This window comes from Novosphingobium sp. FW305-C-30-35 (genome assembly GCF_058783135.1).
In genome coordinates, this window is sequence record NZ_JBYSYJ010000003.1 from 1 (window position 1) to 23,706 (window position 23,706).

Below are 23,706 nucleotides of genomic sequence, written 5' to 3' on the forward strand. Positions count from 1 at the left end.
ATGCAGCGGCATGAGATGATCAGCGCCCTGAAGGGGCTGGGCTTGAAGGGCATGGTCGCAGCCTTCGACGATGCGGTCACCCATGGCATCCGCCGCGACCGCTCCGTGATGGAGATGTTGGGCGACCTCCTGCATGCTGAAGTTGCACACCGCGAAGCAGCGTCGATCCGTTACCGCATGACCGCAGCCCGCCTGCCTGCGATCAAGGATCTGGATGGCTTCGTGTTCGACGATACACCGATCAATGAAGGGCTGGTTCGTTCTCTACACGCCGGATCGTTCCTGCCTGAACAGCGTAATATCGTGCTGGTCGGCGGCACCGGCACCGGCAAGACGCACCTGGCCCTTGCCATCGCTGCCGCCGTGGTCCGTGCCGGGGCACGAGGGCGGTTCTTTAACACCGTCGATCTGGTCAATCGGCTCGAGGAAGAGGCCCGTCAGGCCAAGGCAGGCAGCCTTGCAGCGCAACTAGCCCGGCTCGACCTCGTCGTGCTTGATGAGCTGGGATATCTGCCGTTCGCCCGATCAGGCGGCCAGATGCTGTTCCACCTGATCAGCAAGCTCTACGAAAAGACCTCGGTGATCATCACCACCAACCTGGCGTTCGGCGAATGGCCGAGCGTGTTCCACGATGCCAAAATGACGACGGCGCTGCTCGATCGCATTACCCACCATTGCGATATTATCGAGACGGGCAACGACAGCTGGCGGTTCAAACACCGCAGCTGAACCCCTTCCCCCGGACCCCCATCCCCGGCGGTTAACCCGGTGGGTCCACAGGTACCTCCCACGGACGCCGCCGCCAGCGCTCCTGACGGCGCGCGTCGTCGTCCGCGGGGCCCTCCTATGGACTACCGGGATAACCGCCAAAACAACAATCAGCTGGGGTCAATTTTGGACGCCGATAGGGGGTCAAATTTGCGCGCCGGTTGACACGCGAAGAAGTCGCCGAGCGGCTCCGTGTCGCCTACCAGCTGTGAGCCATCGCTAGGCGGATTTCGCCTGCTTGATGAACTGGCAGGCGCCGCCCATGAGACGCGTTACCTCGTCCGCGCTGAGCATCTATTGCGGCTCGTAGCTCAGCCCGAGCGGCGATGTCCGCTTCCATCGATCGACATCGACGCCCTTGTTGGGGCCGAAAACCAAGTCGATATGCTTGGCAAGGCGCGCTGGCCCCTGCCGCACCACAGGCCGCTGTCCACCCATCATGGTATCTCCCCCACCGCGACAGGCTCTGCCGCTTCTTACCAGCCTTGCGGCGCAGCGAAAGGCAATGCCGGGCGACGGCTGCCCCCGATCTCTCATGTAAACGGCAATGCCGACGAACCAGGGCCGACGCACCAGGGCCGACAAACCAGTGCTGAGAAACCAGGCTGGTCGTGAGGCCCCTGGCAGAGCGAAGCCGGGTGCTTCGAACTTCAACCAGTCTCGTGGCGAAAGTTGTGGCAAAATATGGGCGGAGCGTGGATAACGACACGAGCGATCGGGCCCGACCCGCCCCAAAATCCTTGTCCAGAGTGGGCCGATCGGAGTCTGGCCGCAGCGTCCTCCCGTGTCGCTGCGGCATTTTTTTGTCTCGGCAATGCCCATTTGTCAGCGCACCAGGAGCGCTCGAGAGGTGCAGTCCCTCGCTACTCGGCCCTCCTTACCCGGCCCTCGCCCGCTCGCTACCGATAGACGATCGAGCCTCAGGTGCTGCGTTGACACCGTATTGCCAGCTCGGCCGGTCTGTGCGAGCACGCAGATGGGTTGAAGCAGGTGCAATCTCCGCTGCGAGCGTACCGATGATCGAAGCAGGGTCTCCAGTTCTGCCAGCTACCCCTGGCAAAGCGCGCGAGGGAAAGCCCAATTCCCAGCGTTCGGGCACCTGCAGGTGTGCTCACCGGGGCAACTTCCTGCTTCTTGCAGAGTTCGGTCTGATTTTCGGACTCGCCCTTGCCCAGATGGCATGTCGCTTGATCGATCTGGCGGCATCCTGAGACCCCAGGCCATACCCCTGCCATCCTTGGCGTAATCCCGCAGGGCAGTCGGCGCGATGACCCTGAAACGGCCAGATCGGCATCGTTGTCCTTGCCTGATCAGGACCTGCCTGCCCGGGACCGACGTGCCCGGGACTTGCCTTCATGGCACCTGTAGCCTGTCAGACCTGCCAGGTACAGATCTGCTTGTTTTCCCTGGTGAAAATGGCATCGTCGTGCTGGCTGGCAGCGCCAGGATGGGCCGGCACGGAGTGTGTTGCAGATGGCGTACGGTCGATACCCTTTTGAGACCGGACCCGAAATGGACCTTGCCGCGGCGAGGCAACCGGTTCGCTCTTCCCTCTACCTGCGCCTGATGGACCTGCTGGCCAGCGCCAGGATGGGTCGCCTCGATATTGAAGCTCTTGCCGAACGCGGGGCGCATCTCCAGATGGACCGCTTGCTTGGCGCTACGGAACCGTTCTGGCTTACAGACGGCGTTCAGTTGCGCGACTGCCTGTTCATCGGTCCAGAAGCCTTGTCTGGCGCGTTCTGGAAGGCCATCGGCGCGCGCGCACCGCGATTTTTCGTGCTGGTCGTGGTCGAGGCAGCAAACGCTCGCGCCTTGTATCTACGTTCAGGCAGGCGGATTGATCTTCGCGATGGTGTCAGCGGATCGGCTTCCCACGCGATGCCGGTGGGTCAAGGACCATATCTGGCGCTGGTATGCGCTGAGTTCGATTGGCCGGGCACCCCGCAGCCGAGATCTGCTGCGGTGGTACCGGTCTGGCGCCGTGACCAGTTCACGCCCCTCGCCTGCAGTCACGAGAGGGACATGCTGGATTGCCTGGCCGCAATCATGGAGCGTCTCGATTGTCACGGCGCGGCGTTGCAGATTGCTCGTCAGCTTGGCGCTGAGGGTCCGGTACAGGTCTTTACCGGCCGTCTGTGCGGCAATGGGCTCAGGCAAGAGTTCGAGATCATCTGCCTGCCCTGCGCTGCCGATCGTCCCGAGCCGGGCTTCGTGGTTTCGCCTGGCAATGAAAGGCTGACGTATGTCCCCGGGACGACAGGCTTTGACGAACTATGTGCCGACCTTGTCAGGCTTGCCCTGCGCTGCTGACCGGCTTTGCGCGCGGCTGCCATGCTCTGTGTCAGGTGCTGTCTCCTGTCGGGAATCCAGGAATAAAGATGCCCGAGCATTGCTCGGGGAGTCTTCTCCTGATTCCAGATTCTAGGATTCGGAGCCCCAAAAGGCCCGGTTTATCGTGCTTTTGTCCGAGTCATTGTGAGATTGCGGGGGCGACTGGATGAGGCCTTGGGGGCTTCAGCATGTGCTGGCGGGGGCCATGTCTTGAGGAATCGGGGGATTGTGTGAGGTCTTGGGGGAGTTGCAGTTACCTTCTCCAAAGCGCGCGGTATCGCCTTCAAACACGGCCTTTTTTGTCCGTAGCTTGGCTGAGAGCCTGTTTTTACATGAGTCATGGGGGGAGTCCCACCGGCCTGGCGGTCTTTATGTGAGTACGCGGGGGCTTGGGCCGCACCTGTGGTCGCGACTGTGCGATAGCGTGTCGAGCCCAGCGGACCCTGTGCGAGACGGTTAGTGTGAGGAACCGGGGGTGGGTTTGACAACATGAGGTCTTGGGGGATGGGTACGAGCCTGGCTCCAGGTCGCGGTTTGATGCAGACAGAACAGGGCGCTACTTCTTGCAGCGCCGGGCTTGCGGGTCATGGCATTGCAACGACTACATGAGGTTACGGGGGTGCTCGATCGCGGTAGCAGACGTGACGACTGCAGGGCTCCGGGGTATGCCTGGCGTGCACGTCCCTTCCTGGCTTGCACGACCGGGCCGTGTTCGATCCGGCTTGTCTATGTGAGTGATCGGGGGGGATGTTCTCTTTGAGAGGACGAGATGTTACGCTCCTCACATGGAAGTTGATTCGGCCACGGAAGAGCTGCAGCTGCAAGAGGATCTTGAGGGTCTCGGGCGGACACTCAGGGTTGCCGATGTCATCCGCAGGCGCGATCTCGAGTTTGTCAGCAAGCCCGGCGAGCTTGTCGAATCCGAATTTGAAACCGGTTCGCTCAGCGCGGCGGCGCGCAAGGCCTTCGCGCTGATGTTGCGCAAGGCCGGGCCGGACGCCGGGTCTGACAAGACATTCACCATCACGAAGAAGGAGTTGCGTGGCTCGCACAAGGGCAACGAGCGCATTCAGCCGGTCATGGACGAGCTGCTGCGAGTTATCGTTCGCATTCGCACGACGACGCGCAAGGGCAAGCCGGCGATCATGTCGCAGTCCCTTCTTGCCAGCTGTGTCGAGGAAGTTTCCGAAGATGGCCTGAGCGTCGTCGAGTTCGAATTTTCGGAGAACTTCAAGCGTGTGATCCAGCGCTCCGATTATTATGCGCGGGTGAACCTTGGCGTGATGCTGGCGCTGCAGTCGCGCTATTCACTGACGATCTATGACCTGGGTTGCCTGATCATCAATCGCCAGAATCGCACGGTGCGCATGAGCGTCGAGGAGTTGCGTCGCCGGATCGGCGTGCCTGAGGGAAGTCTCAAGAACTTCGCCGAGCTGCGGCGGGAGGTCCTGGCCAAGTCGAAGGCCGAGATCGATCAGCTTGCCGATTTCACGGTCGAGTGGGAGGAGATTCGGGGCTCGGGGCGTGGCCGTCCTGTGCAATCGGTGAAGATGACATTCTTGCCCAAGGATTCCTCGGCCCAGGAGGAAGCGGCGCGCGAGCTTGACCGGCCCAAAGTGGGACGGCGTGCGAGACGCGAAGGGACAACCGAGACACTGGAAGCCCTGGCACCTCCCCTCCCCCCGGCAAAGTCCCGTGAGCCAAGGAAGGTTCCGCTGCCACCTGCAAGCCGGCAGCTTTTCCCGGAAGGTTCGCTGCATTTCTGCGGGGACAATCGCCTGCTTGCGATCCTGGGTGATTTCGGCGGTGGCTGGGACAAGGACCTGATAGCCCAGGCTTATCGTGAGCAAATGGGGGCTCGACTGGAGAAACTTGCAGGCGAGGCACTGTACAAGTCCTTCGAGGGCTTCTGCCGTGGCTTTGTCAGGGTCCGCGGAAAGGTTTGAGCCCCCCTTCCCTCACATAAAGCGCGAGCCATGGCGTGCGATCGGCAGGCTGCCGGCCCTGCGCGAGACGTTCGGCTGGCCTCAGCCCTCCCCTTGCGTCTCGCTTTCGACCAGATCGAGCAGTGCAACAATTCCGTCCGGAAGGCTGAGGTTTCGTGCGTCGCACCACCGCACCAGGCGATCGCGTTCAGGCGGTGACAGCCGCATGCTGATGTGCAGCGTTCGCGCAGGCCCCCTCACCGGCTTGCGCTTTGGCGTAACGCTCAGATCGGCCGGGATCTGCGCAAAGTAGTTGCCAGGCAGGCTTGTCGGTGCCGGTTGGGGCCGCAACGGTTGGTGAACTGAAGCAGGTGGCGTTGCGACAGGCGCTGGCGCTGTTTCCGCGACAAGCGATTTGAGCAGGCTTGCCGGGTCCTCGCCCGCCAGGCGCTGGCGGGTCTGGCCGATGATGTCGCCAAGGGGGCTTGGTGTGTCGCGTCCTGCGTCAGCCATTGTTGCTGTCCTTCGTCTTAATTTCCGTCAGGATCTGGGCAAGGATGGCCTGGGCGATGCGCCTTGCCTTTTCGGTGCGGGCCAGACCTGCGGTTTCTACCTCGGACAAGGTCAGGCGGAAATTTGACATTGCCCGGTAGGCATCGAGCATGTGCATCTTGTCGGGAAATGTCGGTAGTGCATTGGCGATCTGGGCATCGATTTCCCATTCCGCCTTTGATCGCGCCACCTGCCCTGTCTGGGTAATGAGGACGCGAAAAGGGACACCCCGACACATGCGCGTGAGCATGTCGCTGGTCTCGACGGTACGCTCGAGGTCGAGCCGGCTCGAACGTGTCGGGATGACCACGAAGTCGGAATCCATCGCAGCATAGGCCGTCTTGAAGTTCGAGGTCCCTTCGGAATCGACAATGACCAGCTGGGCAAGGCTTCTGGCCCTGGCAATGGCGTTGCCGATGTCGGCATCGCGCAGCTGCGAGGCATCCTCGACCACGATCGCGCTCCCCTCCCCCTTGCCTGTGGCCTGGCGATCACGATGCCAGTTCATCAGGCTGTTCTGGCGGTCGGCGTCCAGCATGTGGACGGTACCGCCAAGGGCGTCGAACTCCGATGCAAGGGCGAGCGCCAGCGTGGTCTTGCCTGCTCCGCCCTTGCTTTGCGCGATTGTAACTACTGGCACACTTGCCTCTCGCTTTGGCGCTGGCGCTCGCTTGCACCGGCGCGCTGCTATGCGACGTCAATAGCGCGACACAACGGGCTTTGCAATGCGCGTCAGGATGTGCACGCGGCATTGCAGTCGCCTTCGTATGCGCTGCATGATGTGCAACGAGAAGCGAGATGAAGCTTGCATTCGCTCTCGACATCAACCTCGCGGCTACCTTCGCTGCCAGAAGCATGGTTGGACGCGCTCGTTGATGTACATCACTATGCGATGGCGGCATCTAACGTAAGTGGCAAGGCGCGTACGCATGTGCGGAGTGCTTCGAGGTTGCAGGCGCATCCGTCACTGCATTGTGCCGCGCGGCACTACGCGCGGCACAATGCAGCGCGCCCGTGTGCCCATAAAAAATTCTTTACTTCTAGATACTTAATGAAACGGCCGGCCGGAAAGGCTACGCTCCCTATCGCCGGAAAAGCAGCCATCGCCAGCTGAGATCAGGCCAGCGCCATGGGAAGATCACCCAGAATTCGCTTGCGGCAATGTCCGCCGCGCCATGCCGAACAAGCATTGCGTCTCACACGAACGCGCAGCAAGTGGGGGAGGGCTCTCCGACACTGACCGCCTCGGGAGGGACATCAAGAGTTCCCTCCAATCGCCACACCCCCAGGCTACAACCTTGCCAACGCATTCGGGCCCGGTTGCAACACTCCATCCCCAAGAACACATAAAGACCCGGACCTTCGTGGCCGTGTCCAAACGATGCTTGGAGTCGCGAAGCCAAGCGCTGACGGCAAACCACCCAACGCGGTCGCAGGACCGGCTAATCGCATTCGCCAGCGTTATCGGCACCAAAACGCGCCAGAAGCCTGTCAATATCCGCCATGGATGCATCGTACTCACCGATCGCAGCCGCGGAGAATGCAAAACCACCGTTTGCATCATGCGAAACGGGGTCAAGCTGGCGCGTCGGCAGAGTCGGGCCGAATAACCAGACACCACAGACCTTTGTCCGCGCCACAAAGCCGCTTTCCAAAAGTCCGCACAGAATGCTGCGTGCACCGAGCCTGGTTACGCTCAGCAGGTTCTCGATCTGAGACGAGCGCAAGGGGCCAAAACCGTGAAGCAACTCGAGCAGGGCAGGGCCCTTGGAGCTTGCGCGCCTGCCGGTCCGAAGGGCTTCGATCCGGTCACAGGCTACGCCTGCAGCGACAATATCCTGCTGCAGGTGTTGCGCGGCATCCCGCAATGCCATGGCAATCCTGCCTCGCCCGTCGAGACTGTCCGATGGATCATGCGATGCAAGCAGCGTCACCGCCTCAAGACGGATAAGCCCGGGGAAGGGGAGAGCCAAGGTCAGTATGCCGGCTTTCTGCCAGCGCTCGCCCCAAACCATGTCGAGTGCCCAGCAAGGGGAGGGGCCAGGATGGCGCTCGACCGTCACATTCAGCTGACCAAGCACGAGCGTCTGGTGATGACGTTGCACAGGTGCGAACAGCACGCTCTCGCCAAGGGACCGGTGGAGATGCGACAAATCGGCCAATGGGTCGGGGGAGGGCGGCAACTGACCGACCAAGCTGCGGGCTCCATCGATGATTGTGTGAATGTCGCTGTGATCAGAGCCAGGATGATCCTCGCTTCCTCCAAGGTCCGATGGGGCGAGCAGCGCGCTCTTGAAGCGAAGCGCAATCTCGGCCAGATCCTGCCAGCTGCTATGGCCAAGTTCTGTAAGCATGGTCTCACAGATGGCTCTGGGGTCGCGCTTGCCCAATGCCGGTTCGTCACTGAGGGTCGAAAGCCCGGCAAACCAGGCATGAAAACGATGCTCGGTGAATTCGTGGCCTTCACCGGTCAGCGCCGACATGAGCAGATTGCGCAAGCTGCGCAGGGCCACAAGCCGTCGAACCGGCGGTAGACACATTACCACTGACCCATCGAGGCGACCGAGCTTGAGGCAGGCCTCGAGTTCGCAAAGTTGGATGCCCGCACCGGGGTCGAGAAGTGAATCAGGATATGGCATTGCCAGGAACCGACAGAATCCTCTATATTTACCAATGGCTTATTGGCCGTGTTAAGCTAACCCTACTTTGCTATACAAGATCTTAGATATTCCGGCTAGCGGCCCGCAATGCCCCCCGAAAGGACCGTTTCAGCCGGACCGGTCCTGCCGCAACCTGGCAATGCCCCGCGATGAGAGCTGCCCTGAAAGGCCTGGCGGGAGCGCGCGGTGCGACAGGCTCGGGGGAACCTCGATATGCCTCGACTCCGCGGTTTGAACTCCAGCAGGGGCACGCTGGCGCGCCAACGCCAGAGCTCATCGACCATTTTTGTACCAGAGTGGCTGGCTGCTGCATGCGCGCCATGCCTTGCATCTCGACGCTGGCCAGGGGCGCTGGCCCGCAATGGGTGTCGCGCCAAAGAAAGAGTGCGAGCCAGGGGCCAAGGGGCCAAGGGGCAGGGGGGGCAGGGGGGCAGGGGACGAGGGGGCAGGAGGCAGGGGGATTGTTATGGCCAATGCGTAATGCGTGACGTCCGACTGGATCGACCGTCCGCTAAAGCACGTCGAAATTGGCAACCATGTCAACGAGCATGGCCTTGACCACCTTGCTCCCTTGTGCGGAAAGCGTGATGAAAGCGCGCACGCGGTTTTGCGGATCAGGACGCCGTTCGATCAACCGGCGGCCTTGCAGCCAGTCTATCCACCGAAGCGCTGTCGTATTCCTGATTCCTGCGGCCCGGGTCAGCGTGCTCACGCTCAGCGTTTCCTTACGGAGCTGCGCGATCAGGAGCTCGATCAGCAAGGACCAGGCAGGATGGCAGGAAGCCTGGCGGCAAAGCACACGTTCGCGCAGGCGCAAGTGCTCACGGTAGGCTAGCGCCAGATCAAGGACGCCTTCGTCATCTTCCATTGTTCAGTGCTTCCCACGGCGGGTTCGCAAGGCGGGTGCAAGACCACGATAGTCCATGGATCGGCTGTTGCTGCCGCGCACCGGGTTGCGGAAGATGACGGCAGTGCAGGTGTCGCCAGGGGGGGCAAGCGGGCTTTGCCTGATCGTTGGAATGATTGGCCAACGCTGCCAGGCGGCGATCGTGGCGCATGAGCCACAGCCTGTCGGCAACCGCTGCCGTACCCTTTGCGACGCCGATATCGCTGGCATCTTGCCAGAAAGGCCCGGAATCCGGGCGCTCGGCATCCCGATCTCGCCATGGCCAGGATGAATGCACCCGCAGGCCTGTGCGTTGCAGGATGAACCGAACTGTACGAACGGGCAGGGGGGCGAAAGTGGGCGGGAGCTGCGCCGGCCGGGCACGGCGATCGCCGTGGGCGGCGCATGGCGATGCATGGGCTGCCCGAACCAGTTGCGGGGAGCGATGATCATTGCGCATTTCGCGAATGGACAAAGACCCGTGCAAGGTCAGACAGGAGCTGTTCGGTAACCTCGGTCCCTTGCGGCGTAAGCGAGACATGGAAACGTCGCCCGTCGCCAGGGTCGGGCACCTTGGCAACAAGGCCCATCCTTGACAACTTGTGAAGCCAGTCCAGCGAGGTGGTGGGGGCGATCCCGGTGAGCAAGGCCATGTCACCAAGGCTTAGTGGGATGTATCGCTCGGCGTTGAGGTACAATTCGAGCAGAATGCTCCAGGGCGCACTGACAGGTGGACCCATTGGCAGAATTGTCTGCCTGGAATGCAAGGAGTCGCGATAGGCAGTGGCAATTGCGCGCAAATTCACAGGAGAAGGCAATTCGGGGCTCGTGAATCTATGACTAAAGTTTACAAGAGCCATCTCCAGCTCTCGCTGCCTGAATATCTATCGCACAGGACGTTCAAAAGGTAGAGGTTGGATGAAGCTATTGCAAAAGCGCCATCGATTACACGGGGCTCGGGATATGGCTGCACCTTGCTGGAAAGCAGGTCTGGCAGGGCAAGGCCTTCCTGCGATTTCCCGACAAATCCTTTGCTTTGCCAGACTATGGGAGAAGGTCGGCGGCGCGCGTTGCTGGATGAGTATCGCCAGGGGGCGTGTCTCGTGTTCGAGGGCAGGCTCTGCCGCCTTCAACGGCACCGTTGCGCAACGCACGTCGCCATGGGCTTGGGCGGAGAGATCTTGCCAAGCGCATCAGTTTTGCATTGCTGCTCCAGATGCAGTGGCCCGCAAGGGGCGGGCATGCCAGGGCAGCAGGCCTTGACGCCACGAGCACAGGGACGACACGAGAACAGGGAGGACACTGGCACAGGGACGACACGGGCACAGGCCCTCAAACCTTGCGTCAGTGCCACTGGTACGGGCTACGTGCCGGCCCGCACCAGAACCTTCAGGGCGCAGGGGCAGTCGTTCGGCTTTGTTTGCAGGCATGCTCGAGGTGCCCCGGGTCGATGTCTGCGACATCTGGCTTGCTCATGGGCAGGGCGTTCCCACGCGAATCCGAGGCACTGCGAGTGGCTCCTTGCAGGAGAAGTCCGCTTGGGCCTGTCGATAATCCGAGGTGGCCTTCAGATCCGGCTCACCAGGAACCGGGTCGCCATTGATCAAACGCATCGTTGGCAGGCTGCGCGCTTTTCACGCTGGCTTCGGCCCATTGCAGCGCTTCTTCATGAAGTTGCAGGACTTCGCTTGTGGCGGCTATCCGATGGATGCACGCCGAAACCGGCCCGCGCAGGGTGGCGGACATTGATCTGCCATTGGCTTGTTTGCGCATCTGCATCTTTCCAGACTGCCTTCCGGGAGGGCAAGCTAGCAAAGCCGATCTGGCGGGGCAATTCGGGATAGATGCTTATGGTGCAGGTCCTTGCGTGGCGGGGCGACGACCTCCTTGGATCCGGAGCTTTCCTGCAGCAAAGTCCTTGGCCGGGTACATCCCTTCGTTCGGCCCCATCTGATGTTTCCTCGGCCCATGGCTTCCTGCTTTTGCGATTGCGAAGTGCACTCGCTTCGGCCTGAGCAGCGCAGCACCACTGCGTGACGGTCTGCTGCGCAACGCTTTGTGCTGCCTCGAGGCGCAGGCTTGGCCGCGAGGCTTGAGAGAGCAGGGCGGGCGATGGATTTGCGCGCCTGGGCAATGCCCGCGCTTCTGATCGTTACGTAACGATTTTATGCATGTTACGTAACGAGACTTGCGGTAAAGAGGGGCGCGCAACGAGCTGGGCCAAAGGCTTGCCGCTGCAGGTCAGCATCACCGGGGCTGGCGCGGGCATGCCCGCAGCAGGAGGGGCATTGCGTATAACGAGACAAAGGACCGCGTTACGTGACGCAGCGACCGGCAGGGCCGTCACGAGGGCATTGCGCGCTTCGACAAGGCCGATGCGACCTGGCCGGGAGCGTCCCTGAACGGTAGCCCCTGCTACCTTGCGGACCGGCGCAGGCCGCTACCCGCAGCAAAGGCGTTACGTAACGGGGCGAATTGCTCAGCAAGGCTGCGCAGGACCTGTTCGGCAAGCGCATGACCATCTGGGGTCAGTTTCAGAAAAATCCGGCGCTGGTCGGCCGGATCTGATTGCCTGTTGACCAGGCCTTGGTGTTCCAGCTGCCGGATCCAGCGCAGGGACGTGGTGGAAGCAATTCCGGTCAGCAAGGCGACATCACCTACGCTCAAGCACCTGCGATTGTCCACGGCGATGAACAATTCAACCAGAATGCTCAAAGCCGGATCGCTTGGGGCGCCCATCGGCATGATGGCGTGTCGTAAGTGCATGAAATTTCGGTAGGCCACAGCAATATCGTGCAAAATCATGCTCTTGCAGTCCCTCGTCATTTTGTGACATTACTTTAACAATATTCACAGATAATTCAGTGACTGGCAATACATACAAAAGTATATTGTGAAATGTAAGAGTCGGATTCGAAACTAATTTGTTGAATGACAGTGTCTTGCGGCACGCCGGATGAAGGCTTGTACCGAGGCCGCGAAGAGCCAAGCGGTGGCAGATGCGATGGTCTGCTCGAAGTCCTTGGCAAGTCGGCGATTTCGGTTGAGCCAGGCGATTGTCCTTTCGACAACCCACCGGCGGGGCAAGACTTCGAAGCCCTTGACCGTGTCGGAGCGTTTGATGATTGCGATCATCCAGCTACCCAAAGGCTTCAGGGCATCCTTCAGTTTCTGGCCAGCATATCCGCCATCAGCGAACACGTGCCGCAGCCAGGGAAACCGCTTGATGACGCCGCCCAAGACCATCGGAGCTCCATCGCGATCCTGAATGTCAGCGGTATGGACGACGGCGTGAACCAGATTGCCCTCGGTGTCGGTTAGGATGTGACGCTTGCGGCCTTTGATCTTCTTTCCAGCATCGTAGCCCCGAGGTCCGCCACTTTCAGTGGTTTTGACGCTCTGGCTGTCGATCACACCGGCGCTGGGCGAGGCCTCACGCCCCTGTGCTTCACGGACCAGCATAAGAAGGCCATGGTTCAAGGCCTGCCATAGCCCAGTATCGCGCCATATGTAGAACCAGCGTCGCACCGTTGAGACCGGTGGAAAGCAAGGTGGCAGCATTCGCCATGGCAGCCCACCCCGGAGCAGATAGAAGATGGCCTCAACAATCCGGCGCATCTCCCACTTCCGTGGTCGACCTGTCTTTGCTGGTGGAGGAAGAAGTGGCTCGAAGAAAGCCCATTCGGCATCGGTTAAATCTGTTGGTAAAGCTAGCATGCTTCGCGCATGGAGAGCGCGAGTGGTATCGGTCCACATCGTTGTATCCCAGGTAGTTTTTGGCGAAACCCCTGAATCAACGACTGGGCGGGTCGTCAAGCTAACCCACTGATACCACTCAACTTAGTTTCGGATCGGGCTCTAAGTAGCGAAGCTCATCCAAGCATCAGGGGTCGCCTTGGCGAAGGCTGTGCTGGCAAACAGTGCTTGCCGGACGCACCGCCAATGCCCGGAACGCGATTCGAACGAGGCCGATCGCAGGTGTCGCGAAACAGTGGCGGGGTTCTGCATGGTTGAAAGACCTTGCGCATGGCCAAGACCCTCGAGGCCGGAATGGGGGCTGCCCTGCCAACCTCATGCAATGCCCCGCGCGAAAGGCTGTCCATCACGGTCGATCGCCGCGCGAAGGCGTTACGTAACGTCGTCTCCAGCGCGACCCTGTCGGGACGCAACCCTTCCCAAAGTTGCAGGGGGCCGCCCGGGGCGGTGCGCAAGCTTTGCCAGGACGATGCCCGGGCCGGGCCTGTCGGGCAGGCTTTGCGCGCGCGTGTGCCGTACCATAACGTCACGCAACGTAACGCGGCGCAAGGGAGCGCAACGCAGCCTCTGCTACCGATCCAGCCTGGATTGGAAAGCTTTGCCCATCTGCATGCAGCGCCGGTGAAGTGACCGCGAGCGAGCCACATCGTGCTGCCACAAAGCGGGTTTGCGTTGATGTCTTGCGTTCTGCCCGTACCATGCGCCCGGCACGTCCGGTTGTCATCTGTTGCAGCGTTGGCTGGTTCCTGTTGCGCGCTGCCTTCAGCCCACGGCGGTGCTTTGTCGTGACGCCGGACACTTGCGTGGAAAGTCGCTTGTTCGTGAAGGCTGGATCCGATCCAACCTCGTGACGTAACGGCCGGGAGATCGATCTCCCTGGGCCCGGGCTGGGACCTTTGCCTGTTTGTCCCGGCACCCTGGCATACCACCCCAAAAGCAGATCATGACCGGGCAGGCCACACGAGGTTGATGCGTGGTTGGCGTTGCGGCAAACCGGCGCCGTCCCCTGCGATGGTTTGGGCCTGCAATGGCTTGGGCCTGGGTCGTGTCCCACGGGGTGGTGTAGGAAGGTTTCTCTGAGAGGGTGGCCACCGTCGATCTTCTGGTAGGGTTCGGATGCGAACTCGAACCTGGAGAAGAAGACGATGACCGACGACAGAATGGCCCTTGTTGAGCTGATTGAGCAAGGGGCAGACAGCGATTTGGTGCGCGATATGCTGGCATTTGCCGCCGAGCGCATGATGGATCTGGAGATTGAGGCCAGAACGGGTGCGGCTGCGGGCAGTCGCAGCCCGGCGCGGCTCAACCACCGCAACGGCTATCGCGAACGGGGCTGGGACACTCGGGCCGGCCGGATCGAGCTGGCGATCCCCAAGCTCAGGAAGGGCAGTTACTTCCCGAGCTTCCTTGAGCCACGCCGCACGGCTGAGAAGGCGTTGGCGGCGGTGATCCAGGAAGCCTACGTCCACGGTGTCTCGACTCGCTCGGTCGACGATCTGGTCAAGGCGATGGGCGCCAGCGGCGTCTCGAAGAGCCAGGTGAGCCGTCTGGTGGCCGAGATCGACGAACGGGTGAACGCCTTCCTGCAGCGGCCGATCGAGGGCGAGTGGCCCTACCTGTGGATCGACGCCACCTACCTCAAGGTCCGCGAGGGCGGGCGGATCGTCTCGACGGCGGCGATAATCGCCGTCGGCGTCAACACCGATGGTCGGCGCGAGGTTCTGGGCGTTGCCACCGGCCCTTCAGAAGCGGAACCCTTCTGGAAAGCCTTCCTGCGCTCGCTCGCCGACCGGGGACTTCGCGGGGTAAAGCTGGTCATCGCGGACGACCACAAGGGGTTGCGCGCCGCCGCCAGCAAGGTGTTCGCCGCGAGCCAGCAACGCTGCCGGGTCCACTGGATGCGCAATGCGCTGGCACATGCCGCGCCTAAGCAGCGACCGGCAGTCATCGCCATGATCAAGACGATCTTTGCGCAGGAAACGGCTGAAGCGGCTCACCAGCAATGGGAACAGGTCGCCGATGCCCTGCGCGAGAAGTTCCCGAAGCTGGCCGACATGATGGCCGGATCGCGCGAGGACGTGCTTGCCTACATGACCTTCCCGAAGGAGCACTGGGCGCAGATCGCGTCGACCAACCCGCTGGAAAGGGTGAACAAGGAGATCAAGCGAAGGGCCGATGTCATCGGCATCTTTCCGAATGACGCCGCCGTCGTCCGCCTCGTCGGAGCACTCATGCTGGAACAGAATGATGAGTGGGCGGTGTCACGCCGTTACATGACGCTGGAAACCCTCGGCTCGGTGAGCCATAACCCCATTGTCAGCCTGCCAGCTCTGGCTGCCTGACCCGAACCTGATCCTACTGCGGATCGACGGTTCCTACACCACCCCGTGGGACACGACCTGGGCCTGCAATGCCTTGGAATCGCAGTTCTGGCGCTTTGTGCCGCGTTCGTCGTCCTCATTCCGATGGCTCGGCGTGGTTGCGACAGGGCATGATCGGATGGTATAAAGGTCGGGTGGCAATCTGCGGGTTGGTTGCAGGGGGGAATGGGCAATAGATGAAACGCCAATGGCTTTTGGCAAGCGTCGGTGCGGCTCTGGCTGCTTCGGCCTGTACCCCCGAGCCTGCTCCGGTTACCGGGTCGTCAGCGCGTTACGTTGCGGTTCCACTCGAGGCGAGCGGCGAACTTTACCTGGTCGACACCGAGTTGGGGCTGACCTGGCGACGGGTCCAGCACGAATTCCCGGACGGCAGTGTTGCAGCGTGGGTGCCCGTCGAACGGATGACGCAGAAGGCCTGGGCCGAGCTGGTGGCGGGCAAGGTGGCGACGAATGCGGCAGGAGCTGTCGGTTCGGCTCCGTTACGCATCTCCCTGCCGGCCGGGGCCTTCGCGAACAGTCCCTCAGGCAAGCCCTCGGCCTCGGCGATGCCTCCAGGTCAGCAACGGGCGACGACGCCGTAACGTTACGTGGGGATTCCCGATCGGAATCCGAACATCGCGCTCGTCACAGTGCGGCGTCGGCGCGTTGAGCGAGCAGGGTTCGTTACGTTACGCGAAGCACGCGGCCACGGCGTCTCGTCGAGGAGCGCACCGCGGCCGCGTGCCCGGACCATGAAAGGTCCGCGGATCAGCGCAAGAGCGACATGACGTTCTGGGCCGACTGGTTGGCCTGGGCGATCATTGCCGTCGATGCCTGCGAGAGGATCTGCGCCTTGGCCATTGCTGCGGTTTCTGTCGAGTAGTCGGTATCCTCGATTCGCGAGCGTGCATCAGACAGTGACGTAACATTGGTGGTCAGATTGTTTGCCACGGATTCGAGGCGGTTTTGTGCTGCACCGAGCGTGCTGCGGGCGGCATTGATGTCATCAAGTGCGGCATCGGCATTGTCGAGGGTCGTCCGCGCAAGCGCTACGGTGGTCACGTCCAGGGCGGTTGCATCGAGGTTCGTACCATCGATTGCCTTGCTCGTGATCGTCATCACGTCGGTGGTCGTGCTGCCGATCTGGAGATCGAAGGTCACATCGGTGCCGGCCGTGGTGCTGAAGAGTGTCTTCCCGTTGAATGTGGAATTGGCCAGAGTGTCCGCGATCTGCTCGGTGAGCGCACTGACCTCCTCCTGCATGGCTTGCCGGTCTGAGGCGACATAGGTTTCCGAAGCGCTCTGCACGGCAAGTTCACGAACTCGCTGCACCATATTGACCACTTCCGACAGGACGCCATCTGCGGTCTGGGCGAGGCTGATACCATCGTTCGTATTGCGGACTGCCATGTTCATGCAGCGGATCGAGGCGGTCATCGTGGTGACAATGCCCAGGCCTGCAGCATCGTCGTTTGCACCGTTGATGCGCTTGCCGGTAGACAGCCTCTGCATAGAGATACCAAGCATCTTGTTGGCAGAATTCGAAGCAAAAGTCGCGCGAACTGCGGCAATATTTGTATTGATTACAGCCATCTCGATATTCCTTCGATGAAAACATGGAAGCGTTACTGTCGTTGCCGGGAAGGACGGCAACGCCTTGCCGTAGTTAATGGCCGTGGTTTCGAGGCGTGGTAAACAAATCGGCAAGATGCGCCTTGGCCAGGCTGGGAGCAGGCTTTGCGGACAAGCTGAAGATATCTGAAAACAAACGATAAAATCCCGATCATGATGCAATCGGGGAGGGCGTGCGAACGTTTCCCTGCCGGCAAGTGCTGGCGGCAAAAATTTTCCGGACCGATTTGCCGTCGCCGTCCGGCATCCTCCCGCCTGCCCTGTAGAATGCGGGTGCGATCGATGAAATGACACCACTATGAGGATATTTTACCGATTGGAATCAGGGCGATAGCGGCGGCGGGAGGCATAATGCGCGTCAGGCTAGCCTCTCTTATTCACGACGCTCGGTTTCAGGCCCGCTCTGGGCATTTGCTGCCGCTGGCGGTGTTGCGCGGACGACCGGCGTCGCTGGCGTTTGTTTCACCGCATTCGGATTGATGGGCTTTTCGGGTCGAAGGGCTGGGCTCGGAGTTCTGCGGCACTGCCGCATGGGCTACGTCGGCGCAGGCTTGAGCCAGAGAACGAGGGCGCGGAACAGATCGGCATCCGGACAGGCCGAAGCGAAGGCAATGCGGATGCGGCTAGCACTTTCTACGACGCGCGCAGCGACCTTGAGCAGCCGCAGGCGCAAGGTTGTAAACTCGGCGCTTGCCAGAGCAGCGGTCCTGGGCATCGCCTGCTGGATGCGCCATAGCAGCCAGTAGGCGGCAGTGTGCAGGATCAGGCGCATCTGATTGGCATTGGCCGAGCGGCACGAGGTGCGATCACTGGCCAGCTGGGCCTTGTGCCGCTTGATCAGGTTCTCGGCCTGCCCGCGCGCGCAGTAAAGCGCATCGTAGATGTGCTCGGCTGAGGCCCCGGTCAGCGACGTGACGACATAGCGAATGTCCATGCCCAGCGTGCTGGCCTCGATCCGTGCAACGACACGACGCTGGCACTTCCAGGTCTTTGCCCCATAGCGGGTCTCTGCGTAGTTGCGCAGGACGGGACACTGACGCTGGGCGCGCTTGACCGCGCAGGCATCGGCGACCGCAACAATGGCGGGATCGGCGCGCAGCGCTGCATTGGTGGGCAGGCCGAACACGTAATCGACGCGGGCCGCATCGCAGTAGGCCATGACCTCGGGTCGACCATAGTGCCCGTCGCCGCGGATGGTGATGTGGGTATCGGGCCAGTTACGGCGCAGGTGACGCACCAGGCGTCGGATGTGCCCCGCCGCCTCTTTTCCAGAAGGCGTCTTGCCCGTGCGCAGCAGCATGGCCACCGGCCTGCCGGTCGCGGTGTCGTAGATATGGATCGGTAGGAAGCAGCGCTCCCCATGATGCCCGTTCCAGAACGAGAGCTGTTGATAGCCATGCACGACGTCGCACGTGTCGTCGATATCCAGCGTGACCGCTGTCGGTGGGGCGGGATAGCTGGCGCAGTAGATGTCGATCATCGCGGCCATCATGCTGGCCAGTTCGCGCGTAGTCGGTGCATTTTCCCACCGGCTCATCGTCGGTTGGCTGGCCAGCCCCGCGCCCGATTCCGGCAGCTTGCCGAGCGCCAGACGGAAGCCTGGATCGTCGCGCAGAGCATCGAGATCATCAGCATCCTCATAGCCGCACGCGATCGCGAACACACGGGCACGCAGAATGTCATCCAGGCGATGGATCACCCGCGCTGGATCGCGCGGATCGGCAATACAAGCCGCCAGGCGCTGGCAAATCCCCATCGCGCGCTCGGCTTGTGCAAGCAGTAGAACACCGCCATCCGAGGTAAGCCGGCCACCGTCGAATGCAGCTGTTATTTTCTTGCGGCCGACTGCTGAGAATCCAAATGAGCTTGCGATATCGTCGTTCATGGCGGGTGTGGCTTGTGGCATTTTCTGCCCTGCGGCAGGTTCGGCTTAGGCACCAAGTTCCTAATTCAGATCAGAGGCTTACGCCACTCCCGCCAACCCTTCAGGACACTTTTGGTGAATAAGGCGGGCTAGGTTCAATTGGCCTGTTATCAGGACTTTTGCTCGTCAAAGTAGGGCTCACGGCACAAAAGACGACGCTCCACATCCTCGAACCGGCCGCGCGCGACCGGGCTGTCCTTGCCCGGCTCGGGTTCGATGCGGGTTTTCATTGCGAGATCTACGAAGACCTTGGCGAGCTTCTCGATGCAGTCCCGCGCAATGGTGTGGTGCTGATCCGGGATGATGGCCCGCGCAGTGCGATCCCCGAGCTGGTCAGTCAGCTTGCGCGGCAAGGACAGTGGTGCCCGTTCGTCGGTTATAACGACAAGCCTCAGGTGGACCATGTGGTTCAGGCCATCAAGGGCGGGGCGCTCTCGTTCATCTCGACGCCACGGACGTGCGAGGATCTCGCGGCAGCCATGCCAAGGGTCGTGGCCGAGGCTGAGCATCGCCGTGACCTGCTCGAGCGTGCGGTTCGCGCCTGCCACAGCCTTGCCCGCCTGACCGAACGCGAACGCCAGGTGCTTGAGGGTCTGGTGTCAGGCGAGAGTTCCAAGGCGATTGCCCGCTTCCTGGAGATCAGCCCTCGCACGGTCGAAATTCACCGGAGCAAGCTGCTGGGCAAACTCGGAGCCCGAAATGTCGCCGATGCCGTACGCGTAAAAATCGAGGCATCGGCCTATGGCGCGCTTGCTGCCTGAGCCGCTGCCCGTTCGTACTGTGCCCGCACTGCGGCAATGACCAGCAGACGTTCGAGCACGATCTGATCTTGGGGCAGGTCCGGGTCGCCATGGGCTTCGATGCTGTGGACGACGAGGCTGGAGCTGCCTGCAAGATGAGCTTCGAGCCGTACGCGCGATGTTGCCTTGCGTCAGGCAGAACAAGACTGGTGCGGATGGCGGGAGGGGCAATGAGGTCGTAGTAAAGGCCATTGCCTGACCTGAAAGCCAGACCGTTTTTCTGGCGGTGCAAGCTGCCGACCAGTGAAAAGTGCACCTCGTGACCGGGCCAGGTTCGGGCCCGTTCCGGGCTGTCTCTGAATATGTCCGTTTGCAGACCTGATTGCACCGAATTCTCCGTCCCTGGGGACGCAAGAACCGCAATCGCAAGGCTTAGGCAAGGGACAAAGATCGTTAACGACCGTTCACTGATTTTTGTCCCAGACAGCTGTTTGGCGCGGCAAAGCGCAGGAAAGACGGTTAGCGGACCTGATGCGGGGTATCAGCAAGGATCTTCCCAGGGCAGGTCCATCCGATAAGCTTCTGTTTACATGTGGGAAACTGCGATCGCGCAAAGCTGGGCGGGTTGCGTTGCTCGAGGTTACGTAAAGACCCCGATGAAGCCGTTCGGTTGGGTGCGAGGTTACCTCGCTATTCAGCATGCTGCCGGGATTTCAGGCCATGCTGGAGAAGTTATGGATCAGGGTAACAGCGAGGCAGACAGCTTGGCCCGCGCTTTGGCCCTGCTCGAGGAGTCTCTCGAGATCCTCGATTCGCAGAACCTGACCGAGGCCGGCTTGCGGGTGTCGGTCGCGTCCGTCAATGTGGTGTAAAATCGGGTGTGGCCATTGGGCTGCACTTTCAGGCGGCCTTGGGTGTAATTTGTAGCGGCTGAACCTCCTCGATCATTGGTGTGGCAAGGGCAGCCATGCCCTCGATCTGCATGTAGCGGTGCTGGAGCTGATATTCGTCATTCTGCTCGAGCAGGACGGCGCCGACGAGGCGGATGATGCTGTCCTCGTTGGGAAAGATGCCGACGACATCGGCGCGGCGCTTCACCTCCTTGTTCAGGCGTTCCAGGGGGTTGGTGGAATGCAGCTTGACCCTGTGCTGCTCGGGGAAGGTCATGTAGGCCAGCACATCGTGCTCGGCATCGTCCATGCAGGCGCCCAGCTTGGGCCAGCGGGCGCGCAACTGGTCGGCGACCTGGCGCCAGACCTGCGTGGCGGCAGCATGGTCGGGCTGGAGGAAGACCTGGCGGATCGCAGCGGCAACGACGGTATTCTGTCCCTTGGGCACATAGGCCAAGGCGTTGCGCATGAAGTGGACGCGGCAGCGCTGCCAGGTCGCGCCCATGACGCGGGTAATCGCGGCCTTCAATCCCTCGTGGGCATCGGAGATGACCAGCTTCACGCCGGTCAGGCCGCGTCGGGCAAGGTCCTTGAGGAAGCTGGACCAGAACGGCTCGGCCTCCGATGGGCCAATGTGAAGGCCGACGATCTCGCGCTTGCCCTCGGTGTTGACTGCGACGGCGATTATCGCGGCGACACTGACGATCCGTCCGCTCTCGCGCACCTTGAGGTAGGTGGCATCGAGCCAGAGGTAGGGCCAGTCGCCGGCGAGCGGGCGCTTGAGGAAGGCGTGGACGCGCTCGTCGATGTCTTTGCACAGCTTCGACACCGAGGACTTGGAAATGCCGGTCATGCCCATGGCCTGGACCAGCTCATCCACGCGCCGGGTGCTGACGCCGGCAATCCACGCCTCCTGGATCACCGCGACCAGCGCCTTCTCGACGGTCTTCCTCGGCTCCAGAAAGCCGGGAAAGTAGGCGCCGGTCCGCAGCTTGGGGATCTTGAGGTTGAGCGTGCCGAGCCGGGTGTCGAGGCTTCGGTCGCGATAGCCATTGCGCCACGTCGTGCGGTCGCCGGAACGCTCGTGCCGGCTAGCACCGACCAGGCCATCGACGTCGGCCTCCATGATGATCTGCAATACGCTCTCGGCGATCGTGCGCAGGAAATCTCCATCTCCGGTCTTCGCCATCAGCTCGGCAAGCGGTAGTCTGTCGTCGGTCATCGGGATCAACTCCTCGGTGGGCGTGTGAAGTGTGGTAACTCCACCTTACCGATGAGCCCGGTGGCCACCGAGATCGAAATCGCTGGTGGTGGGGCATGCCCCACCACCAGCGGCACCTCAGTCTGCACCGGAAATTACACCACGACCGCGGACGCTAACCGGGTGTCGCTGGCGATTGACCTGCTGAACAGGATGCATGGTGGCGAGGACACGTAGCGTCGCCAATAGTCTGTACGTCAGGCAAGGCCTGTACTGCGTTACGTCGTTACGGACATTGACCCCTTGTCGCAACTGGTCCTGAGCTTGGATTGGCTGCGCGCCCGCACATCTGCATTGGCCCATCAGCCTGGCCAGAGGCCACTGCCACCAAGCGGGGCAGACCTCGCAAGAAGGGTACAAGGAAAAGGGTCTCCCAACTATCTGACAAATAGTCAAAAATGGTGGGCACGAAAAGCTGGGCCATCCTCTTGCCGGTGCCAGTCAAGCAACGGCGCGGTGGCGACAGGTGCTCTCAACCACGTTTTGCTGGTGAAGGCGAGCAGTATTGGGCATTTCTGCTCAGTTGACACAGCTTGTACTACGCACCTTTCGAGTTGCACCCGGCGCACCATCAGGTTCGGCAATTGCGGTGGCCGACTTGACCTTGTAGGCTTTGCGGCAATTGCTGGACTGGGCACCGGGGGCTTGTTTGTGGCTGGCATCGACAAAGAGATGTTTTCGACGCTGGCACTGCTCACTGCGATGAGCCTGATCGCCTTGTTCCTGCTGGGCCGCAAGTGGGCGGCGCGCGATAGTGAACATGCGAACAAGGACATGGGCGTCCGGCGTCGTCCGCTGGTCATAGTTGCCGAGCCAGGCGGCCTGGACACCCTGCACCCGGGCGCAGGTGCGCAGGAGACATGGCCGCCAAGCCATGATCACGCAGCAGACCTCACGGACCCGGCCCAGAGCGCAGTGGCATCGGTTGATCCGGCGGCCGATTGCGATCACGGCGCATGTGCCGTCGATGCGGCTCCACCGGTCTTTCAGGACGGGGGGCTGGAGGCTCTCGAGCAGGAGCTCGAGGCCGCATTCGAGAGCTATGCAGCAGGCACGGGATCCTTGCAGGACATCGAGCGAGTGGTTGACCGCTTCGATCCGCATAATGCGGCCTTGCCGAAGGGAGGTATCGCGGCGGCGGCCGATCCTGCAACAGCCAAGCAAAGCCCGCCAGGTCTTGCTGAAGCCGTCGAATGGACAAGGCTATGGCTGGCCGAACGCCGCCTCAAGGAGCTTTTCGATAATGGCGGCTGACAGGCCGGGCAGTGACGCTCCTGGCAGGGATGCAGCACTTCGTGCCAGAAACGGCATCATGCCGGCATGACCTGCGGTATCTTGCAGGTCGGCCAAATCTCCTGCCGATTCAACGGCAAGTTTTGCATTGCGCAAACAGGGCGATTGACGCGGACTTACAGATCGTTAACTTTTGGACAGGGTGTGCGATGTGAACGCTGGGAGGCAGGCCTTGAGTTCGAACGGGGGCAGCGTAACGCAATTCAACAGTCATGGCAGAACGGGACGGTCGTCGCGACCGCTACCCACCTACCCCCATGGCAAGTTGCTGCTTGGTCGCGCAAAGCGGGAGCTTGCAGCACTCGAGCGGCTGGCGGCGCTCAGTGCCTCGCTTCCGCTTGCCAATGACGCCTGGCGCATCTTGCTGCGCATCCTGATCGATACCTTGCAGCGGCGTCAGGTTACCGTCTTGGGGCTCGCCAGAGATCTCAGGCTCTCGCCGGATATTGTCATGCGCTACATAAGAGCCCTCGAGAGCGAAAGGCTGGTCCTGGTCTGTGCCGGCAGCGATGGCCAGTCGGGCCAGTCGGGCAGGTCGGGTGAGGGGCGCAGGAATGGTGCCGGGCAGGTGAGGGAGCCCAGGCTTGCTGATGCCAGGGTCACGATTGGCGACGAGGGGATCCTGCGCGTTGCCAGGTACTTTCTGCCCGAGGCCGCCAACGAATAGGTCAGGGGCCACTCCGGCACGCCAGGATAGCGCCCGGCCCGGTCTCGCGTAGTGAGAC

22 protein-coding genes are annotated in these 23,706 nt (G+C 61.6%); 10 read left to right on the top strand and 12 right to left on the bottom strand.

The features are described 5' to 3' along the window. A partial coding sequence (istB, locus tag AC3WLM_RS19480; protein ID WP_492478075.1) for an IS21-like element helper ATPase IstB occupies positions 1-729 on the top strand: 729 nt, incomplete at its 5' end. Between the two features lie 333 nt (positions 730-1,062). On the opposite strand, the gene AC3WLM_RS19485 is transcribed toward istB, so the two are convergent. Beyond that, entirely contained in the window at positions 1,063-1,206 is a 144-nt protein-coding gene (locus tag AC3WLM_RS19485) for a hypothetical protein (protein WP_492478524.1), read from the bottom strand. Positions 1,207-2,280: 1,074 nt separating this feature from the next. Here AC3WLM_RS19485 and AC3WLM_RS19490 point away from each other — a divergent pair. Both AC3WLM_RS19490 and AC3WLM_RS19495 read left to right on the top strand, forming a co-directional pair. Then, positions 2,281-3,081 (top strand): hypothetical protein, encoded by an 801-nt coding sequence (locus AC3WLM_RS19490; RefSeq protein WP_492478525.1) that lies wholly within the window; start codon positions 2,281-2,283, stop codon positions 3,079-3,081. Positions 3,082-3,887: 806 nt separating this feature from the next. Next, a complete protein-coding gene (locus tag AC3WLM_RS19495; RefSeq protein WP_492478526.1) occupies positions 3,888-5,048 on the top strand; it encodes a replication initiation protein in 1,161 nt (386 codons plus the stop codon). An 81-nt stretch (positions 5,049-5,129) separates the two neighbouring features. Here the strand turns inward: AC3WLM_RS19495 and AC3WLM_RS19500 are convergent, their stop codons facing one another. The 8 genes from AC3WLM_RS19500 to AC3WLM_RS19535 form a co-directional block, all read right to left on the bottom strand. Next, positions 5,130-5,540 (bottom strand): hypothetical protein, encoded by a 411-nt coding sequence (locus AC3WLM_RS19500; protein ID WP_492478527.1) that lies wholly within the window; start codon positions 5,538-5,540, stop codon positions 5,130-5,132. Next, entirely contained in the window at positions 5,533-6,219 is a 687-nt protein-coding gene (locus AC3WLM_RS19505; RefSeq protein WP_492478528.1) for a ParA family protein, read from the bottom strand. The genes AC3WLM_RS19500 and AC3WLM_RS19505 overlap by 8 nt, the downstream gene beginning before the upstream one ends. Positions 6,220-7,021: 802 nt before the next feature. After that, the gene (locus AC3WLM_RS19510) at positions 7,022-8,077 is read right to left on the bottom strand and encodes a hypothetical protein (protein ID WP_492478529.1); all 1,056 of its coding nucleotides are present in this window, start codon (positions 8,075-8,077) and stop codon (positions 7,022-7,024) included. Positions 8,078-8,750: 673 nt separating this feature from the next. Continuing rightward, positions 8,751-9,107 (bottom strand): hypothetical protein, encoded by a 357-nt coding sequence (locus AC3WLM_RS19515; RefSeq protein ID WP_492478530.1) that lies wholly within the window; start codon positions 9,105-9,107, stop codon positions 8,751-8,753. Between the two features lie 467 nt (positions 9,108-9,574). Then, the gene (locus tag AC3WLM_RS19520) at positions 9,575-9,865 is read right to left on the bottom strand and encodes a winged helix DNA-binding protein (protein WP_162896217.1); all 291 of its coding nucleotides are present in this window, start codon (positions 9,863-9,865) and stop codon (positions 9,575-9,577) included. 838 nt (positions 9,866-10,703) lie between these two features. Further along, positions 10,704-10,904: a hypothetical protein gene (locus AC3WLM_RS19525; RefSeq protein WP_492478531.1), complete on the bottom strand. Its 201-nt coding sequence runs from the start codon at positions 10,902-10,904 to the stop codon at positions 10,704-10,706. 636 nt (positions 10,905-11,540) lie between these two features. Further along, entirely contained in the window at positions 11,541-11,930 is a 390-nt protein-coding gene (locus AC3WLM_RS19530; RefSeq protein WP_492478532.1) for a MarR family transcriptional regulator, read from the bottom strand. Positions 11,931-12,044: 114 nt separating this feature from the next. After that, positions 12,045-12,881, bottom strand: a complete 837-nt coding sequence (locus tag AC3WLM_RS19535; protein ID WP_066554070.1) for an IS5 family transposase — start codon at positions 12,879-12,881, stop codon at positions 12,045-12,047. A gap of 270 nt (positions 12,882-13,151) precedes the next feature. On the opposite strand from AC3WLM_RS19535, the gene AC3WLM_RS19540 reads away from it, so the two are divergent. The 3 genes from AC3WLM_RS19540 (at position 13,152) to AC3WLM_RS19550 (ending at position 15,843) form a co-directional block, all read left to right on the top strand. Next, the gene (locus AC3WLM_RS19540; RefSeq protein ID WP_492478533.1) at positions 13,152-13,511 is read left to right on the top strand and encodes a hypothetical protein; all 360 of its coding nucleotides are present in this window, start codon (positions 13,152-13,154) and stop codon (positions 13,509-13,511) included. Between the two features lie 515 nt (positions 13,512-14,026). Then, the gene (locus AC3WLM_RS19545; RefSeq protein WP_004207098.1) at positions 14,027-15,223 is read left to right on the top strand and encodes an IS256 family transposase; all 1,197 of its coding nucleotides are present in this window, start codon (positions 14,027-14,029) and stop codon (positions 15,221-15,223) included. A gap of 215 nt (positions 15,224-15,438) precedes the next feature. Next, the gene (locus AC3WLM_RS19550; RefSeq protein WP_168905591.1) at positions 15,439-15,843 is read left to right on the top strand and encodes a hypothetical protein; all 405 of its coding nucleotides are present in this window, start codon (positions 15,439-15,441) and stop codon (positions 15,841-15,843) included. 166 nt (positions 15,844-16,009) lie between these two features. Here AC3WLM_RS19550 and AC3WLM_RS19555 read toward each other — a convergent pair whose 3' ends face one another. Further along, complete coding sequence (locus AC3WLM_RS19555; RefSeq protein ID WP_492478656.1) at positions 16,010-16,834, bottom strand: flagellin N-terminal helical domain-containing protein; 825 nt, start codon at positions 16,832-16,834, stop codon at positions 16,010-16,012. 574 nt (positions 16,835-17,408) lie between these two features. Further along, the gene (locus AC3WLM_RS19560) at positions 17,409-18,758 is read right to left on the bottom strand and encodes an IS1380-like element ISSp1 family transposase (RefSeq protein WP_376706517.1); all 1,350 of its coding nucleotides are present in this window, start codon (positions 18,756-18,758) and stop codon (positions 17,409-17,411) included. Positions 18,759-18,916: 158 nt separating this feature from the next. Here AC3WLM_RS19560 and AC3WLM_RS19565 point away from each other — a divergent pair, with 158 nt between their 5' ends. Continuing rightward, entirely contained in the window at positions 18,917-19,558 is a 642-nt protein-coding gene (locus AC3WLM_RS19565; protein ID WP_492478534.1) for a response regulator transcription factor, read from the top strand. A gap of 569 nt (positions 19,559-20,127) precedes the next feature. Next, positions 20,128-20,409: a hypothetical protein gene (locus AC3WLM_RS19570; protein ID WP_492478535.1), complete on the top strand. Its 282-nt coding sequence runs from the start codon at positions 20,128-20,130 to the stop codon at positions 20,407-20,409. Between the two features lie 28 nt (positions 20,410-20,437). On the opposite strand, the gene AC3WLM_RS19575 is transcribed toward AC3WLM_RS19570, so the two are convergent. Next, positions 20,438-21,649, bottom strand: coding sequence for an IS256 family transposase (locus tag AC3WLM_RS19575; RefSeq protein ID WP_062347439.1), 1,212 nt, complete (start codon positions 21,647-21,649; stop codon positions 20,438-20,440). 690 nt (positions 21,650-22,339) lie between these two features. On the opposite strand from AC3WLM_RS19575, the gene AC3WLM_RS19580 reads away from it, so the two are divergent. Together AC3WLM_RS19580 and AC3WLM_RS19585 are read left to right on the top strand one after the other, a co-directional pair. After that, positions 22,340-22,942, top strand: coding sequence for a hypothetical protein (locus tag AC3WLM_RS19580; protein WP_492478536.1), 603 nt, complete (start codon positions 22,340-22,342; stop codon positions 22,940-22,942). A gap of 211 nt (positions 22,943-23,153) precedes the next feature. After that, complete coding sequence (locus AC3WLM_RS19585; protein ID WP_492478537.1) at positions 23,154-23,648, top strand: hypothetical protein; 495 nt, start codon at positions 23,154-23,156, stop codon at positions 23,646-23,648. Positions 23,649-23,706 lie beyond the last annotated feature (58 nt).

Bases quoted from the DNA above. Each gene is read 5' to 3' on its own strand.
- AC3WLM_RS19485 (WP_492478524.1), bottom strand. From the start codon at position 1,206: ATGGGTGGACAGCGGCCTGTGGTGCGGCAGGGGCCAGCGCGCCTTGCC.
- AC3WLM_RS19490 (WP_492478525.1), top strand. From the start codon at position 2,281: ATGGACCTTGCCGCGGCGAGGCAACCGGTTCGCTCTTCCCTCTACCTG.
- AC3WLM_RS19495 (WP_492478526.1), top strand. From the start codon at position 3,888: ATGGAAGTTGATTCGGCCACGGAAGAGCTGCAGCTGCAAGAGGATCTT.
- AC3WLM_RS19500 (WP_492478527.1), bottom strand. From the start codon at position 5,540: ATGGCTGACGCAGGACGCGACACACCAAGCCCCCTTGGCGACATCATC.
- AC3WLM_RS19515 (WP_492478530.1), bottom strand. From the start codon at position 9,107: ATGGAAGATGACGAAGGCGTCCTTGATCTGGCGCTAGCCTACCGTGAG.
- AC3WLM_RS19520 (WP_162896217.1), bottom strand. From the start codon at position 9,865: ATGGGTCCACCTGTCAGTGCGCCCTGGAGCATTCTGCTCGAATTGTAC.
- AC3WLM_RS19525 (WP_492478531.1), bottom strand. From the start codon at position 10,904: ATGCAGATGCGCAAACAAGCCAATGGCAGATCAATGTCCGCCACCCTG.
- AC3WLM_RS19530 (WP_492478532.1), bottom strand. From the start codon at position 11,930: ATGATTTTGCACGATATTGCTGTGGCCTACCGAAATTTCATGCACTTA.
- AC3WLM_RS19535 (WP_066554070.1), bottom strand. From the start codon at position 12,881: ATGTGGACCGATACCACTCGCGCTCTCCATGCGCGAAGCATGCTAGCT.
- AC3WLM_RS19540 (WP_492478533.1), top strand. From the start codon at position 13,152: ATGGCCAAGACCCTCGAGGCCGGAATGGGGGCTGCCCTGCCAACCTCA.
- AC3WLM_RS19545 (WP_004207098.1), top strand. From the start codon at position 14,027: ATGACCGACGACAGAATGGCCCTTGTTGAGCTGATTGAGCAAGGGGCA.
- AC3WLM_RS19550 (WP_168905591.1), top strand. From the start codon at position 15,439: ATGAAACGCCAATGGCTTTTGGCAAGCGTCGGTGCGGCTCTGGCTGCT.
- AC3WLM_RS19555 (WP_492478656.1), bottom strand. From the start codon at position 16,834: ATGGCTGTAATCAATACAAATATTGCCGCAGTTCGCGCGACTTTTGCT.
- AC3WLM_RS19560 (WP_376706517.1), bottom strand. From the start codon at position 18,758: ATGAACGACGATATCGCAAGCTCATTTGGATTCTCAGCAGTCGGCCGC.
- AC3WLM_RS19570 (WP_492478535.1), top strand. From the start codon at position 20,128: ATGTGGGAAACTGCGATCGCGCAAAGCTGGGCGGGTTGCGTTGCTCGA.
- AC3WLM_RS19575 (WP_062347439.1), bottom strand. From the start codon at position 21,649: ATGACCGACGACAGACTACCGCTTGCCGAGCTGATGGCGAAGACCGGA.